The sequence below is a fragment of the Gordonia sp. (in: high G+C Gram-positive bacteria) genome (assembly GCF_012515855.1).
Classification (GTDB): domain Bacteria; phylum Actinomycetota; class Actinomycetes; order Mycobacteriales; family Mycobacteriaceae; genus Gordonia.
Map to the genome: position 1 here is coordinate 13972 of NZ_JAAYXO010000020.1, position 15661 is coordinate 29632.

Here is a 15661-nt window from a genome sequence, read left to right on the forward strand (position 1 = left end):
GCACTCGAATCTCCGACGACGAGTGGCGCGCGCTCAGCTCAGGGCGACGATCTCGGTGCCCCGCTGCTCGACGATGGTGTCGCCCAAGACGCGGAGCGACACCGGCCCCTTGACGTCGCCGCGGTCGACCGGGATGCGGAACTCCTCGTTGCCGTCGTAGGCGCGGCGGACGCTGATGGCCCCGGGCATCGGGACCATCAGTTGGCCCGCCATCACCGAGCCCGGGCCGATGGCCCCGGCCACTTGGAACAGCGGGGAGCCGCTGGACGCGTCGAGCACCACGGTGCTCTGGCCCGTCCAGAACGAGATGACGCCCTGGTCGATGATCGGCCTGCTGGTCACCGGTACCGCCGGATCTCCCGCGACCGGGTGGTCGCCGGCCGCTTCGGCCTGCGGGGTGAAGGTCCTGATTCGCGGTCCGGCCGGGCCGTTGACGACTCCCGAGGCGTCGGTGCCGCCGTCGTAGAGGGCGATCGCCGAGTCGGTGGCCGCGATGACGCGCGGCGCGGGGCCGGTGGCGCTCGTGGTGATCATCGTGGTGCCCCACTGCCGGATCTTCTCGTCACTGGTCTGATCGGCGCCCAGCACGGTGAGTCGGTACCCGACGTCGCCGTGGCAGCGTTCGACGACCGCCACGCGATCGGCCCCCGACAGCGCCGAGTACAGGCGGCATCCGGTGCGGTCGGGACCCACGTCGGCGTTCACCGGGGCGTCGATCCGTCCGTACTCGATGCCGCGCACCAGATTGGAGCCCCACGTCTCCAGGCGAGTCGAGCCGTACAGCAGCGCGTAGTCGGAGCCGATCGACAGGGTGGCGTCCGCGTCGGCGTCGCTGCTCCGGGCGCCGTGCCGACTGCCGTCTGCGCCGCGCAGCGACATCACTTCGCTGCATCCGCGGTCGTTGCGATAGACCGCCAGCACGCTGTTGTCACCGCCCTGCCAGCCTGCCGTGGCCGCGCACAGGGGGAGGTCGCGGCGGTAGCGCCACACCTGCTCGCCGTTGTCGAGGCGATGGGCGGTCACCGTTCCGTTCGTCGCGGAGATCACTGAATCGCGGGTGATCTGCGGGACCGACGTCACCGCGGACGGCGCCGACCATTTCACGCTCACCTGACGCGGGACGTTCTCGGCGGGCAACTGGACCGGGGCCTGCTCGGTCGCCGTCTCCAGGTGGCTGTGCCGTGCCGAACTGGTCCACCAGACGGCGACACCCGCAACGACCACCGCTGCGACGATCAGTGCCGTCACAATGAGGTCGGTGCGGGTGCGCCGTTCCGGAGGTGTCTGTCCCATTCTCGCGAGGGTAGGCGAAACTACTCGGCGGCGGGGGAGGCCGCTGCGCCTTCGGCGGACTTGCCGCCGCTGCGACGGCGACGGCGACGGCGGGGGCGACGCTCGCCGTCACTCTCGCCGGTGCTGCTCGAGTTCGCTTCTGCCTTCGGAGCATCGCTGGCGGGAGCATCGCCGGCGGGGGCATCTGCGTCCGCTGCGTTCGGGGTGGTCGAGTTCTCGCCGGCCGCGGCCTCCGTCTTGCCGCCGCGGGTACGACGGCGGGCGCGCTTCGGGCGGTCCGGACGCGGCTCGCGAGGTTCGCGGCGCTCGTCCGCCTTGCGCGGCGGCGCGCCGATGCGACCGTTCGCATCCTCGGGGATGCCGAGGTCCTCGCGCAGGTGGTCGGAGGTCGAGTAGGTCTCGGCGGGCTCGGGCATCCCGAGGCTCAGCGCCTTGTCGATGAGGCCCCAGCGGTGCAGCTCGTCCCAGTCGACCAGGGTGATCGCGATGCCGGTGCGGCCCGCGCGACCCGTACGACCGATGCGGTGGACGTAGGTCTTCTCGTCGTCGGGGCACTGGTAGTTGATGACGTGGGTGACGTCGTCGACGTCGATGCCGCGGGCGGCGACGTCGGTGGCGACGAGGACGTCGATCTTGCCCTCGCGGAACCTGTTCAGTGCCTTCTCGCGCGCCACCTGGCCGAGGTCGCCGTGCACGGCGCCCACCGAGAAGCCGCGCTCGAGGAGGTCGTCGGCCACCTTCTGCGCAGTGCGCTTGGTGCGCGTGAAGATCATCGTCGCGCCCCGACCCTCGGCCTGCAGCACGCGCGCCACCAGCTCGGCCTTGTCCATGGCGTGCGCGCGGTACACGTACTGCGTGGTGCGCTCGTGCACGGCGGAGTCGTTGGCGTGTTCGGCGCGGATGTGCGTCGGACGATTGAGGAAGGTGCGTGCGAGGGTGACGATCGGGCCCGGCATGGTGGCCGAGAACAGCATCGTCTGCCGGTCGGTCGGCAGTGCGCCCATGATCCGCTCGATGTCGGGGAGGAAGCCGAGGTCGAGCATCTCGTCGGCCTCGTCCAGGACCAGGACGCCGACCTTGCCGAGGACCAGGTGGCCCTGCTTCGCGAGGTCGAGAAGGCGGCCCGGCGTGCCGACGACCAGGTCGACCCCGTTCTGCAGTTCCTCGATCTGCTGCTCGTACGGACGACCGCCGTAGATCGAGGTGATCTTCAACGGGCGGACGGTGCCGTCGGCGAGGGTGACGTCGACGCCCTTGGCGGCGATCTCGAGATCCTCGGTCACCTGCACGCACAGTTCGCGCGTCGGGACGATGATGAGGCCGCGGGGGGTGTTGTCGAGTTGCCGCAGCCCCGAGGCGTCGTCAGCGTTCGCCGTCACGAGACGGTGCAGCAGCGGAACGCCGAAGCCGAAGGTCTTGCCCATGCCGGTGCGGGCCTGCCCGATGAGATCCGAGCCGGCGAGCGCCAGGGGAAGCGTGAGCTCCTGGATCGCGAAGGTGTGCACCTTGCCGTCGGCGGCGAGCGCATCCACGATCGCCGGGTGAACGCCGAGTGCGGCGAACGTGGGTGCAGCGTGGTCTTCGGCGACGATCGTGGTCTGGATGTCGTCGCTCCCGGCGGATTCGGCCGCCGTGGAATTGGTAGTCATATTGAGTTTCAAGCCTCTCGCGGTGTTCGTGCACGCACACAAGAGAAACCGCGGGGTCCCGACGGGCGGGACCCTCGGCGGACCAGGGCTCTATTCAAGCCCTTCGCAGGTGCGCGCTCAAGGTCGGACGTGCCGCTCGCAACCTCTGCAGGGAGCCGCGAAGTGTGACTTCGTCGGGCGGATCGGCCACACGCCTGGTCCTCAGTGTAGCGCCTTGCATACGCTGACTTGCATGTCGAACAACTCTGCAGCGGTCAACAAGCTCTACGAAGTCCTACTCGCAGGCGAGTTCGCCGCCTGCTACCGCCTGATCGAGGAGTCGGCCATGGCGCCGACGACCGCCGATCGGGTGGCCATCATGCGGTTGATCGCCGCCGAGATGGGGCATTTCGAGGTGCTGGCAGAGCAGATTCGCGCCGAGGGTGGCGATCCCGACGCCGCGGTGGCGTCGCACGCGAAGGTCTTCGATCAGTATCACCGGGTGACGATGCCGACATCGTGGCTCGAAGTGCTGGTCAAGATGTACATCGGTGACGGACTGGCGGCCGATTTCTACGTCGAGATGGCCGACGTGATGCCCGCTGAGGTCCAGCCGATCATGAAGCAGGTGATGGCCGAGACCGGGTCGTCGCAGTTCGCCGTCGACGGTGTGCGCGCGGCGGTCGCGGCCGATCCGGCCGTCGCGGCGCCGCTGGCCCTGTGGGGACGCCGGCTGCTCGGCGAGGCCATCACGCACATGCAGTGGGTGCTGGCGGAGGAAGAGGACGTGATGGCGATGCTGTTCGACGGCACCGCGACCCTCAACAACGCTGCAGACTTCTTCGAGAACATGGCCGCGCGTCATTCACAGCGCATGACCGAACTATCGCTGGCGTGACTGTCGGATCGTGACGGTAGGATTCTGAGCATGAGCGTTGATGTCAAGATCGGTATCGAAAACAGCCCGCGCGAACTGGGTTTCGCCTCCGCAGACAAGGCCGACGAGGTCTATGCCGCGGCCCAGCGAGCACTCGACGGAACGGACGCGGTCCTCGCGCTGACCGACGACAAGGGTGCGCGGGTGCTGATCCCGGCCGCCAAGATCGCCTACGTCGAGGTCGGCAGCGCGGAGAACCGTCGCGTCGGTTTCGGTGCAGCCTGACGCCGATCGCCTGCGCGGCCTCCTGGCCACGTCGGTCGAGGGTCCCGATGCAGAGCGTGTTCCCGGGGTAGCCGCCGCCGTCGTTCGGTCGACCGGTTCGGTCTTCAGCGGGGCTGCGGGACTGCGTTCGGCGACGGAGCAGCAGGCGATGACACCGGACACGGTGATCGCGCTGTACTCGGCGTCCAAACCGCTGACGGCCACCGCGGTGCTGCAGTGCGTCGACGACGGCGTGCTCGATCTCGACGCCCCGGCCGCCGAGTATCTGCCCGAGATCGGTGAGGTCGGTGTCCTCGAGGGCTTCGCCGACGACGGCGCCCCGCAGATCCGCGAGGTCCGGACACCGATCACCACGCGGATGCTGCTGCTGCACACCGCGGGGTTCGCGTACCCGTTCTTCGACGACCGCTATCGGCGACTGGTCGGCGATCGGCACTACCCGGACGTCGCAACGGCCCAGAAGGCGTCGCTGATGACGCCCGTGCTGTTCGAGCCGGGGAGCGCCTGGAACTACGGCTCCAACATGGACTGGGCCGGTCTGGTGGTCGAAGCCGTACGCGGTGCGCGACTGGGCGAGGTGCTCGCCGAACGGGTCTTCGCACCGCTGGGGATGGTGGACTCCGGCTTCGTCCTGAGCGCCGATATGGACCGGCGGCGCGCTGCGGTGCACATGCGCCGTCCCGACGGTTCGCTCAAGGCCACCCGCATCGTGATGCCGCAGGAGCCGGAAGTCCAGATGGGCGGTCAGGGCGTCTACTCCACGGTCCTCGACTACGCGCGCTTCCTGCAGATGTGGCTGCGGAACGGCGACGGCGAGGGCGGCCGGGTGCTGAACGCGGACACCGTCGACTGGGCGGCACGGAACGGATTGGTCGCGGAGCAACGGGTGACGCCGCTGCGTGGCGTCGATGCGGTGATCACACACGACGCCGACTTCTTCCCCGGCCAGCCGAAGTCGTGGGCCTACTCGTTCATGGTCAACGACGAGCAGGCTGCGACCGGACGCAGTGCGGGCTCGCTCGGGTGGGCGGGCTTGGCCAACGTCTACTTCTGGATAGACCGCACTGCCGATGTCGCAGGCGTGTGGGGCGCCCAGGTGCTGCCCTTCGCCGACCCGGTGGCCCTGCGCGCGTCACTGGACTTCGAGGCCGAGGTGTATCGGGCGCGCTGACCGGCTGTCGGCGTGGCCTCGAGGCTCAGGCCTCGGTGGTGCCTTCGTCCCGGGCGCTGAGCATCGGCACGCCGGCGAGTCCGCCCCACAGCAGTGCCGCGGTGGTGTCGACGGCGCTGGACTTGTCGACCGGCCGGCTGGCGTCGACCCAGTACCGTGCGGTCACGACGCTCGCGCCGACGAGTCCGGCGGCCAGCATGCGCGACCGGTGCGGGTCCATCCCCGAATCCTGCATGACGAGGCCGTAGACGGCGTCGACACAGGCTTCCGTTGCGCCGTCGACACGCCGGATCACCGCCGGATCCATGGCATCGGAGGCGAAGATCAGGCGATAGCCGGAGTTGTCGTCGTCGATGAAGTCGAAGAACGCCTGGACCGCTGCCTGTACGCGCTGCCGGTTGTCGCTGGTGGTCAGCAGGGCACGGTTCACATCGGCGACGAGCTTCTCAGCGTGCGAATCGACGACCGCGATGTACAGATCGAGCTTGGAGGGAAAGTGCTGGTAGAGGACCGGCTTGCTGACCCCCGCGTGGATTGCGATCTCGTCCATTCCGGCAGAGTGGTACCCCCGCTCGACGAAGATCTCGCTGGCGGCGTCGAGAAGTTGGCGACGCCGAGCGCTGCGCGGCAGGCGGGTGCCGCTGCGACCGTTGCCGGTCGATGCGGGTGCCTGAGGAGTGGAGGACGACATTCTTAGACCCTACTCGGCACGTCCCGGATCTCAGGCGTCCGCACCGCCGCGGAGGGTGCGTGCGGAGTCCTTCGTCCGATCTATGACAAAGTTGTCGGTGTGACCGGTACTTCAGAGCAAGGGGCGCAGCGCCCCCGTCGTCCGCGGCCCGACCAGCCGCTGCGCGCTCGATGGGATCCGATCGCGGACAGCGGCAGGCAGCGTTCCGACCGAGCTCCCCGGCGCAAGCGCAGCGCCGTGGGACGTTTCATCAGCGCATACGGGTGGCGCGCCTACGCCATTCCCGTCCTGGTCGCGCTGACGATCGCGTTGCTGGTCGTGACCGTTCAGAACACCGAGAAGGCACCGGCTGTGGCCTCGGAGCCGAGCGATGAGGTTCGCAACACGCACGTCGATGAGGAGACGACCGCTATCGGCGCGCCGACCGGTCAGATCCAGGAAGCGGCGCTCCCCGCGGGCGCGCTGCCCGCGGGCGGTGAGTTCACCACCAAGGGCGAGAAGGTCTATCGCATCGTGCCCGGTCGAGGGCCGAAGGTCGGGACCGGAAAGCAGCTGTACACCTACACGGTGGAAGTGGAGCGCGGCATCGATCCCGCCGAGTACGGCGGCGAACGTGCGTTCGCCAAGCTGGTCGACGCGACCCTCGCCAACCCCAAGAGCTGGATCGGCGCCGACAAGGTCTCGTTCCAGCGCGTGGACTCCGGCGAGCCGGACCTGCGGATCTCACTGAGCTCGACGGGCACCGCGCGCGAACTCTGCGGCTATCAGATCAAGCTCGAGACCTCGTGCTACTACCCGCCCGATGCGCGAGTGGTGCTGAACGAGGCGCGATGGGTGCGCGGCGCGCTGGCGTTCGAGGGCGACGACGTCGCATATCGCCAGTACCTGGTGAACCACGAGGTCGGTCACGGCATAGGCTACGACAAGCACCAGGTGTGCAAACAGAACGGCGCCCTCGCGCCGATCATGATGCAGCAGAGTTTCGGTACCGCGAACGCTCAGATCATGGCGCTGGACTCGGACATGAAGGACGTCGATCGCAGTCTCACCTGCAAGGCGAACGCCTGGCCGTACCCGACCAAGGCCTGACGGGCCGCTCGGAGGTCATCGGAGATGTCGTCACTGCCTGCGCTGGTGGAGCCCGCTGCGGATCTGACCCGCGACGAGGTGGAGCGCTACAGTCGTCACCTCATCATTCCGGATGTCGGGATGGCCGGACAGAAGCGGCTGAAGAACGCGAAGGTCCTGGTGATGGGTGCGGGAGGCCTCGGCGCGCCGACCCTGATGTATCTTGCCGCCGCAGGCGTCGGAACCATCGGGATCGTCGATTTCGACGTCGTCGACTCGTCCAACCTGCAGCGACAGGTGATCCACGGAGTCGCTGACGTCGGCCGACTCAAAACGGAGAGCGCCCGCGATTCCATCGCGGAGATCAACCCGCTCGTCGAGGTGCGGCTGCACCGGTTCCGGCTCGACCCGTCGAACGCAGTCGAACTCTTCGCCGAGTACGACCTGATCCTCGACGGCACCGACAACTTCGCCACGCGCTACCTCGTCAACGACGCCGCGATCTTGGCGGGCAAGCCCTATGTGTGGGGCTCGATCTTCCGGTTCGAGGGGCAGGTCTCGGTGTTCTGGGAGTCCGCCCCCGACGGCCGCGGCATCAACTACCGCGACCTGTATCCGCAGGCCCCTCCCCCCGGAATGGTGCCGTCGTGTGCCGAAGGCGGGGTGCTGGGGGTGCTGTGCGCGACGATCGGCTCGATCATGGGAACCGAGGCCGTCAAGCTGATCTGCGGCATCGGCGACCCGCTGCTCGGTCGGCTGCTGGTCTACAACGCGCTGGACATGACCTTCCGGACCGTCGTCGTGCGGGCCGACCCGGTGGGGGAGGCCGTCACCGAACTCATCGACTACGACGAGTTCTGCGGCGTGCTGACCGACGAGGCCGCCGCGGCCGCCGTCGGTTCGACCCGCACGCCGCGAGAAGTGGATGCGGCGCTGCGTTCGCCGACCCCGCCGGTGCTGATCGACGTCCGCGAGGCGGTCGAGTTCGAGATCAACCGGATCGACGGCGCCCGACTGGTTCCCAAGGGGGAGATCCTGTCCGGTCGAGCCCTGGGCGACCTGCCGCACGACCGTCCGATCGTCCTGTACTGCAAAACCGGGATCCGCTCGGCGGAGGCCCTCGCGGCCTTGAAGAAGGCAGGCTTCGAAGACGCCACCCACCTGCAGGGCGGCATTGTCGCCTGGGCCGCGCAGCTGGCTCCGGAGATGCCGGTCTACTGATCGGCTGCCGACATCACCGCCATGACCGACCCTGCATCGTCCGCTCCTGCGCCGTCTTCTTCTGCGCCGCGCCTGCTGCCCGCCGCGTTCAACGCCCTCCTGTGCATCGTCGGTGGGTTCGCGACCGGGTTGGCGACCGCGGTGCCGGTGTGGTTCGCGCTGCGGCTCGGCTGGCGGTACGGGTGGGGACCGGACGCGCCGGGTTGGACGCATCCGGACTGGCTGTACCCGGGGGTGTGCGGGGTTCTGGTGGCGGCGGCGGTTGCGCTGACGGCACTGCGTCTCCGCGGGGTCACGCTGGTTCTCGCTCTGCTCTTCGCGAGTGGTGTGGCGCTCGGGTGCACGGTTCCGCCGCTGGTGGCGTACCTGGTGGCAGCCGTCTGATCGAGTGACTCGCGCGGCTGGTGTCGCTCCGGCGAATCTATCGACGTCGTGGGTAATCTGGCGTTCGTGACCAGCATTGTCGAGCCGCCCGAGCAGGTGTTGACCACCTTCGGTCTCACCGCGCATCCGCCCATTGCGATGGACGTTGCGGCATGGCGCGTCGGCGAAGTGGTCTTGACGCTGGTTCCCGATCATGCGCGCGCCGCCTGGTCGGCGACGGCTCGCGAGAACCTCTACGTGGAGGGGATGCGCATCGCCCGCCCCATCCGCGCCTCCGACGGGCGCTACGTGGTGTCCGGGTGGCGCGCCGACACCTATGTGGCGGGCAGTCCCGAACCGCGCTACGACGAGGTCGTCGCGATGGCGGACCGGCTGCACGCCGCGACCGCGAAGCTCGAGCGCCCGCGTTTCCTGCTGCAGCCGCCCGCACCGCCGTTCAACGACGTCGACGTCTTCGTCGCCGCCGACCGTGCGGCGTGGGAGGAGAACCCGCTGCGCAGTGCGCGCGCGGCCGGAATGGACGAGCCGACCAGCGACGACGGTCTGCGAAGCATCGCCGAACTGAAGATCCTGGGCACGCTGCGCCGTCCGGTCGACCTGCCGTCGCAAGTGGTCCACGGCGACCTGTTCGGCACCGTCTTGTTCGCCGGCGCCGCGGCCCCGGCCATCACCGACATCGTCCCCTACTGGCGACCGGCGTCGTGGGCGGCCGCGGTGGTGGTGGTGGACGCGCTGGCCTGGGGCGGGGCGAGTGAAGACCTCATCGAGCGGTGGTCCAATCAGCCCGAGTGGCCGCAGATGCTGCTGCGCGCGGTGATGTTCCGGCTCGCGGTGCACGCGATGCACCCGCGTTCCACCTCCGGCGCGCTGCCTGGCCTGCTGCGCGTGGTCGACCTCGTTCGGCTGATGGTCTAACCCTTCGCGTCGCTCAGCGCACCAGCCGGTGCGCCTTCATATCGATCCGATCGTCGACCACGCGGACCCCTTCGTCGCGAAGCCGGTCGAGTTGCCGCCTCCGGATGCCCGCGGCCGGCTTCCCGGAGGCGGGAACTACGCGGTGCCAGGGCAGATCGGCGGAATCGGTCCGCATGATCCATCCGACGATCCGCGGACTCGGCAGCCCGACGACGGCCGCGAGGTCGCCGTAGGTGCTCACGTGTCCGGCCGGGATGGCCACCACCAGCGCGCGTACCTGCTCCACCTGCTCCTCGGTGATCGCAGCCACGGCTACAGCAGGTCCTTGACGAGCGCCGCGCACAGTTCGGGAGCGAGGAACGGCACCATGTGCTCGGTGTCGGCGTGGTGGACGGTCACCGAGTCGGCGCGTTCGGCCGCGCATGCGGCGAGGAATGCGGGTCGGACGAACGGTGGATCCACGCGGTCGGCGATGACGACATGCGTCGGCACCCCGCGGGGCGGCAGCCGGTAGCGGCCGGTCATCTCGCTCCACGCGACGGCAGCGGCCGGCGCGCTCACGCGCCACGAGACGCGGCCGTCCGGCGTCGGAATCAGGTGTTGTTCCACCTCGGCGTCGAGGATGTCGGGCGACACCGAATGCCAGCCCTCCATCCGCTTGGCCGCCTTGGCGTCGTCGGCGTCGGTGCTGCCCCAATGGGCCATCGCGGCCTCGGCGATGGTCCCCGCGAACTCCGCGTCGAGACCCTGCGCGGGATCGAGCAGCACCAGACCGGCGATGTCGTCGGGCCGGCGCAGCGCCAGTTCCAGACACACGGCGCTGCCGAACGAGTGTGCCAGCAGCACGACCGGGCGGGCACTGGCGGGGACGTGCCGGTCGAGCACCGCGGAGAGGGCGTCGGCGTTGTCGTCGATGCGCCACGGCGGCTCCCACGGACTGTGGCCGTGCCCCAGCAGGTCGGGGGCCACCACGCGGACTCCGGGAAGATGCTCGTCGGCGAGCCGTCCCCACCGCCGACCGTGTCCGGTGAGGCCGTGGACGGCCAGGACGTGCGGCGCGTTCGGGTCGTCGGGGCCGAACAGATGGGTGTGGAGGGTGCGGACCTCCGCGGCGGAACCGGGCATGCCACCAGCCTAATCGCGGATGTCGCCCGGCCTGTCCGGGAGTTGTCGCAGGTGCGTGCTTCCATAGGTGTCATGACTCGACCCGGCACGCGACTCGTGGCCGCCCAGGCTCCGGCAGACGCCGAGCGACGGTGGCCGACGGCAGCGACCGCCGTGATCGACGGCCCCCACCGTGCCGATCCGGAACGCCCGTGGCGGCCGTGGCGAGTTCACGGCGGTCCGGGTACGGGCAAGACGGCCCTGATCGTCGACGCCGCGGTCGCCCGACTGCTCCATCCGGACGTCGAGCCGGAGTCGGTGCTGGTGCTGGCGGCCAACCGGCGAGCGGCCGGTCAACTCAGGTCGGAGATCACCCGGCGCGTGCTGTCGGCGGGCGGCAGCCTCGGCGGCGCGCTCCGCGAACCACTGGTGCGGACCATCCACTCCTACGCCTTCGCGGTGCTGCGTCTGCAGGCATCGGCGCACGGGAACCCGCCGCCGCGGCTGATCACCGGATCCGAGCAGGACGTGATCCTGCGCGAACTGCTCGCCGGCGACGTCGAGGACGGCGCCGAGTACTGGCCGCCGTCGCTGCGACCCGCGCTCACCACCGACGGGTTCGCGCAGGCCCTCCGCGACCTGATGATGCGCGCGGCCGAACGCGGCCTGGGCCCCGACGACCTCTCCGCGCTGGGACGCACCCACAACCGGCCGGAATGGGTGGCGGCCGGGCATGCCTTCCGGCAGTACGAGGAGGGCATGCTCCTGCGGGGCGCCGTCGGCCTCGACGCCCCGGAGGCCAGCGTCACCGCCGTCGACGCCGCCGAACTGATCGGCTCGGCGCTGTCGGCGTTCGCCACCGACCCCGACGTGCTTCGCGGGCAGCGCCAACGGATCCGGCACCTGCTGGTCGACGACGCCCAGCACCTCGATCCGCAGGCGGCGTTTCTGGTGCGGCTGGTCGGGACTGGCGCCGACTCCGCAGTGGTCGCCGCTGACACCGACCAGTCGGTGTTCGGTTTCCGCGGCGCCGACTCGAAGTTCGCCGATGCGGTGGCCGACGACGACCCGGAGCGCGACGTGCTGCTCGACGTCAGCTTCCGCAACCGCGCAGCGGTGAACGCCGTCGGTCGGGCACTCGCGGTCCGCCTCCCCGGCGCGCGCCCGCATCCGTATCCGGTGGCCGACGAGTCCGGCGATCCCGAGCACCCCGCTGATCCGGGGCGGGCGGGTGTGCAGGTCTTCTCGTCCGCTGCCAAGGAGGCGACGGCCGTCGCCGACATGATGCGGCGGGCGCACCTGTTCGACGGCGTGCCGTGGTCGCAGATGGCGGTGGTCGTGCGATCAGTTCCGCGCGCGCTGCCTGCCCTGCGCCGGGCGTTCTCGTCGGCCGGCGTGCCGATGGCCACCCCCGCCAGCGACATCCCGATCCACCGCCAACGCGCGGTGGAGGCCTTCACCCTGGTGCTGCGGGTCGCGGCGGGTGGCGCGATGCTCGACGGCGACGAGGTGATCGCGCTGCTGACCGGTCCGATCGGCACCGCCGACCCGACCAACCTGCGCAGATTGCGTCGCGGAATCCGCCGCGTCGACGAAGCCGCCGATCGCGAGGTGGACTCGCTGACATCGCTGGCCGCCGCGCTCTCCGATGCCGGACGGATGGACGAGTACCTGGCCGGACTCACCGAGTTCGAGGCGATGGCACTCAAATACATGCGCAAGGTCATCGACGCCGCGCGAGTGGCGCATGCGGCAGGCGTCGGGGTGGAGGAGACGCTGTGGCGCGCGTGGCAGGCGAGCGGGCTCGAGCGGCGTTGGACGGCACAGTCGTTGCGGGGAGGTCGAGGCGGCGACCAAGCCGATCGCGATCTGGACGCGATGCTCGGGATGTTCGAAGCCGCGGGCACCTTCGCCGACAACCTGCCCGCGGCCGGAACGCTCGGATTCATCGAGTACCTCGGGCAGCTGCAGATTCCGCGCGAGTCGCGGGTCGCGGTGTCGGATGTCGAGTCGGTAGCGGTGGTGTCCGCGCACGCGGCCGCCGGTCGGGAGTGGGAGGTCGTCGCGGTGCCCGGCGTGCTCGACGGGCTGTGGCCGTCGCTCCGCAGCCGCGGCAGCATTCTCGGAACACCGGCGCTGATCGACCTGCTCGACGGCGTCGGCGCCGATGCCGTCGACACCATTGCGCGCGGCTCGGTGATGCTCGCCGACGAACGCAGACTGCTGCTGGTGGCGTGCACGCGGGCTCGCAGTCGGTTGATGGTGACGGCCGTGGAGGACGGCAGCGGCGACGCCTCGCCGTCGCGATTCGTCCCGGAGATCGCCGACGCGATCGGCGGCTACGGCGCCGACGCCGAGACGGAGCCGCTCGAGGCCGACGAGGTGCCGCTCGACTCCGGTGTGCGACGGGTGCTGTCGCTGCCGTCCCTGGTGGCCGAGCTCCGCGCGGTCGCGGTGGCGGGCGCCGACGCCGACGGCGGACCGGACGAGCGCACGCGGGTGGCCGCGGCACTCCTGGCCGACCTCGCGCAGGCCGGTGTGCCGGGTGCGGCGCCCGCCGACTGGTTCGGTCTGGTGGGCCCCAGCACCGGGGCTCCGCTGTGGACCCCGGAGAACGGACCGCGCACGCTGTCGCCGTCGAACGTCGATGCGCTGACCCGTTGCTCACTCCGCTGGATGCTGGAACGCAACGGCGGGCGAGACGGCGACGCCGAGCAGGCCGTCACCGGCACGCTGGTCCACACCCTGGTGCAGGCGGTGGCGGGCAAGCTCGACCGGGACGAGGTGAGCGCCGCGCTGCACGAGGTGTGGGACCGCGTGTCGTCGCCCGCCCAGTGGTACAGCGCGCGGGAACTCGAACGCGCCGAGGGCATGCTCACCAACTTCCGCGACTGGCTGCGGTTCTCGCGTGCCGACCTCAGTGAGGCGGGGGTGGAGGTCGAGGTCGACGCGACCCTCCCCACCGGGGTCGACGACCACGGCAATGCGCTGCTTCCGGTACGACTGGTCGGCCGGATCGACCGACTCGAGACCGACAGTCAGGGCCGCCCGGTGGTGGTGGACGTGAAGACGGGCAAGACCCCGATCCGTGCCGTCGACGCCGAGGTCCACCCGCAGCTGGCGACCTACCAGCTGGCACTGAAGCTGGGTGGGGCGGGGGAGGCGACGGAACCCGGTGGTGGACGACTGGTCTATGTCGCCAGCGCCAACAAGAAGACCGGAGCCGCGGAACGCACCCAGCCGCCACTGTCTTCCGAGCAGGTGGACGAGTGGATCTCGGTGGTCCGCGAGGCGGCGCAGGCGAGCATCGGGCCGGTGTTCACCGCGACGCCCAACAGCGGGTGCGCGCACTGCGGGCTGGTGCAGGCCTGTCCGGCTCAGCTCCGGGGGAAGGCGGTCATCGATGACTGAGATCTCGAACAGTGGTACTTCGAGCGGGGGCACTTCGAGCGGGGAGCGACCGCTGATCGGCGCGCGCTCGCTGGCCGCGGCGCTGGGGCTGCCGCCGCCGACGTCCGAGCAGATCGAGGTGATCGAGGCGCCGCTGGAGCCGATGCTGGTGGTGGCGGGCGCCGGCGCGGGCAAGACCGAGACCATGGCGTCCCGCGTGGTGTGGCTGGTGGCGAACCGGCTCGTCGGGCCCGAGGAGATCCTCGGTCTCACCTTCACCCGCAAAGCGGCCAGCGAACTCGCGGCGCGCATCCGTCGTCGGCTGTCGATGCTCGCGGGCAGTCCCGCCCTCCTGGAGTGGGATCCGGGGGGTGAGTTGGCGAGCCGGCTGCGCAGCGCCGACGCCGAGGTCTCCACCTACCACGCCTACGCGGGCAGGCTGATCGCCGACTACGGGCTGCTGCTCCCGGTGGAACCCACCGCCACCCTGCTGAGCGAGACCGAACTGTGGCAGCTCGCGTTCTCCGTCGTCGCCTCGTGGCCCGGCCAGCTGAACACGTCCAAGATGCCGTCGTCGGTCACCGAGTCGGTGCTGCGCCTGTACTCGGAGATGGCCGAGCACCTCGTCGACGTCGAGGACCTGCAGGCGGCGGGCGCCGACCTGTATCGGATGATCGACACGCTGCCCAAGGGCAAGGGACAGCGCGCGGAGCCGAGCCAGAAGCTCCGGGCCATTCAGGCGGTCGCCGACGAACGTCGGGAACTCATTCCGCTGGTGATCGCCCTGCGCGAGGCGATGTCGGCCCAGGGCGCGCTGGACTTCGGCAGCCAGATGTCGCTCGCCGCCCGGCTGGTGGCTCGCCATCCGGAAGTGGTCGACGCCGAGCGCGCCGGAATCCGCGCGGTGCTGCTCGACGAATACCAGGACACCGGTCACTCGCAGCGGATCCTGTTGTCGTCGCTGTTCGGCGGGCACGCGACCGGTGATCGTCGGCCGGTTGCGGTCACCGCGGTCGGTGATCCGATCCAGTCGATCTACGGCTGGCGCGGGGCGTCGGCGGCCAACCTACCGCGCTTCGCCCGCGACTTCCCACGCGCGGACAGCCGCGACGCCCGCCGGTGCGAGCTCCTCACCAGCTGGCGCAACTGCCGAGGCGCGCTGTACCTGGCCAATCAGAGCTCGGCGGAGCTGCGCCGTCGCGGCGTGCCGGTCAGCGTGCTCCGCGCGCGGCCCGACGCGCCCGCGGGCACGGTCCGGCTGGCCCTCACCGACACGGTCGTGGACGAGCGCGCGTGGATCGCCGACCGGATCGAGGACTACTACCGCACCGCCGAGCGCGAGGAGACGCCGCCGCCGACCACCGCGATCCTGGTGCGCCGCAACGAGGACTCCGCGCCGCTGGCCGCCGAACTCGAACGACGCGGAATCCCCGCGGAGGTGGTCGGCATCGGCGGTCTGCTGCACGTCCCGGAGATCACCGACATCGTTGCGACGCTGCGACTGATGGCCGACCCGATGGCCGGGACGGCGGCCATGCGTCTGCTGACCGGCGCCCGTTGGCAACTCGGCGCCGCCGATCTCGCAGCACTGTGGCGGCGGGCCCGGGAACTCGCGGCGGGCACCGGGACGCCGA

At 70.3% G+C, this 15661-nt stretch carries 14 protein-coding genes; 9 read left to right on the forward strand and 5 right to left on the reverse strand.

What is annotated here, in order from left to right; genetic code table 11:
• Positions 1-33 precede the first annotated feature (33 nt).
• Positions 34-1293 (reverse strand): hypothetical protein, encoded by a 1260-nt coding sequence (locus GX543_RS01320; RefSeq protein WP_290849308.1) that lies wholly within the window; start codon positions 1291-1293, stop codon positions 34-36.
• A 20-nt stretch (positions 1294-1313) separates the two neighbouring features.
• Positions 1314-2942: a DEAD/DEAH box helicase gene (locus GX543_RS01325; protein WP_290849309.1), complete on the reverse strand. Its 1629-nt coding sequence runs from the start codon at positions 2940-2942 to the stop codon at positions 1314-1316.
• Positions 2943-3174: 232 nt separating this feature from the next.
• Here GX543_RS01325 and GX543_RS01330 point away from each other — a divergent pair, with 232 nt between their 5' ends.
• From GX543_RS01330 to GX543_RS01340, 3 genes are read left to right on the forward strand one after another with little or no spacing between them, the layout of a single operon-like run.
• On the forward strand, positions 3175-3819 hold the full coding sequence (locus GX543_RS01330) for a ferritin-like fold-containing protein (protein WP_290849311.1): 645 nt from the start codon (positions 3175-3177) through the stop codon (positions 3817-3819).
• Positions 3820-3849: 30 nt separating this feature from the next.
• Positions 3850-4083, forward strand: a complete 234-nt coding sequence (locus GX543_RS01335; RefSeq protein ID WP_290849312.1) for a DUF3107 domain-containing protein — start codon at positions 3850-3852, stop codon at positions 4081-4083.
• A complete protein-coding gene (locus GX543_RS01340; protein WP_290849314.1) occupies positions 4073-5254 on the forward strand; it encodes a serine hydrolase in 1182 nt (393 codons plus the stop codon). The genes GX543_RS01335 and GX543_RS01340 overlap by 11 nt, the downstream gene beginning before the upstream one ends.
• A 25-nt stretch (positions 5255-5279) precedes the next feature.
• On the opposite strand, the gene GX543_RS01345 is transcribed toward GX543_RS01340, so the two are convergent.
• Positions 5280-5945, reverse strand: coding sequence for a TetR/AcrR family transcriptional regulator (locus GX543_RS01345; protein ID WP_290849316.1), 666 nt, complete (start codon positions 5943-5945; stop codon positions 5280-5282).
• 99 nt (positions 5946-6044) lie between these two features.
• On the opposite strand from GX543_RS01345, the gene GX543_RS01350 reads away from it, so the two are divergent.
• The 4 genes from GX543_RS01350 (at position 6045) to GX543_RS01365 (ending at position 9533) form a co-directional block, all read left to right on the forward strand.
• Positions 6045-7034, forward strand: a complete 990-nt coding sequence (locus tag GX543_RS01350) for a DUF3152 domain-containing protein (protein WP_290849317.1) — start codon at positions 6045-6047, stop codon at positions 7032-7034.
• Positions 7035-7058: 24 nt separating this feature from the next.
• Positions 7059-8234 (forward strand): adenylyltransferase/sulfurtransferase MoeZ, encoded by a 1176-nt coding sequence (moeZ, locus tag GX543_RS01355; protein ID WP_290849318.1) that lies wholly within the window; start codon positions 7059-7061, stop codon positions 8232-8234.
• Between the two features lie 21 nt (positions 8235-8255).
• The gene (locus GX543_RS01360) at positions 8256-8618 is read left to right on the forward strand and encodes a hypothetical protein (RefSeq protein WP_290849320.1); all 363 of its coding nucleotides are present in this window, start codon (positions 8256-8258) and stop codon (positions 8616-8618) included.
• A 66-nt stretch (positions 8619-8684) separates the two neighbouring features.
• The gene (locus GX543_RS01365; protein ID WP_290849321.1) at positions 8685-9533 is read left to right on the forward strand and encodes a TIGR02569 family protein; all 849 of its coding nucleotides are present in this window, start codon (positions 8685-8687) and stop codon (positions 9531-9533) included.
• 13 nt (positions 9534-9546) lie between these two features.
• Here the strand turns inward: GX543_RS01365 and GX543_RS01370 are convergent, their stop codons facing one another.
• Entirely contained in the window at positions 9547-9843 is a 297-nt protein-coding gene (locus tag GX543_RS01370) for an MGMT family protein (protein WP_290849323.1), read from the reverse strand.
• A 2-nt stretch (positions 9844-9845) separates the two neighbouring features.
• Entirely contained in the window at positions 9846-10658 is an 813-nt protein-coding gene (locus tag GX543_RS01375; RefSeq protein WP_290849324.1) for an alpha/beta hydrolase, read from the reverse strand.
• A 72-nt stretch (positions 10659-10730) separates the two neighbouring features.
• Here GX543_RS01375 and GX543_RS01380 point away from each other — a divergent pair, with 72 nt between their 5' ends.
• Positions 10731-14048 carry an ATP-dependent DNA helicase gene (locus GX543_RS01380; protein WP_290849326.1) on the forward strand — a complete coding sequence of 1106 codons (3318 nt, stop codon included), beginning with the start codon at positions 10731-10733 and terminating at the stop codon, positions 14046-14048.
• Positions 14041-15661 (forward strand): ATP-dependent helicase (locus tag GX543_RS01385; RefSeq protein WP_290849327.1); only part of this gene is annotated, 1621 nt, incomplete at its 3' end. The genes GX543_RS01380 and GX543_RS01385, both read left to right, overlap by 8 nt.

What these genes read in the sequence shown, in the direction of transcription:
- GX543_RS01330 (WP_290849311.1), top strand. Translation starts at nt 3,175, where the DNA reads ATGTCGAACAACTCTGCAGCGGTCAACAAGCTCTACGAAGTCCTACTC.
- GX543_RS01325 (WP_290849309.1), bottom strand. Translation starts at nt 2,942, where the DNA reads ATGACTACCAATTCCACGGCGGCCGAATCCGCCGGGAGCGACGACATC.
- GX543_RS01335 (WP_290849312.1), top strand. Translation starts at nt 3,850, where the DNA reads ATGAGCGTTGATGTCAAGATCGGTATCGAAAACAGCCCGCGCGAACTG.
- GX543_RS01345 (WP_290849316.1), bottom strand. Translation starts at nt 5,945, where the DNA reads ATGTCGTCCTCCACTCCTCAGGCACCCGCATCGACCGGCAACGGTCGC.
- GX543_RS01375 (WP_290849324.1), bottom strand. Translation starts at nt 10,658, where the DNA reads ATGCCCGGTTCCGCCGCGGAGGTCCGCACCCTCCACACCCATCTGTTC.
- moeZ (WP_290849318.1), top strand. Translation starts at nt 7,059, where the DNA reads ATGTCGTCACTGCCTGCGCTGGTGGAGCCCGCTGCGGATCTGACCCGC.
- GX543_RS01360 (WP_290849320.1), top strand. Translation starts at nt 8,256, where the DNA reads ATGACCGACCCTGCATCGTCCGCTCCTGCGCCGTCTTCTTCTGCGCCG.
- GX543_RS01380 (WP_290849326.1), top strand. Translation starts at nt 10,731, where the DNA reads ATGACTCGACCCGGCACGCGACTCGTGGCCGCCCAGGCTCCGGCAGAC.
- GX543_RS01320 (WP_290849308.1), bottom strand. Translation starts at nt 1,293, where the DNA reads ATGGGACAGACACCTCCGGAACGGCGCACCCGCACCGACCTCATTGTG.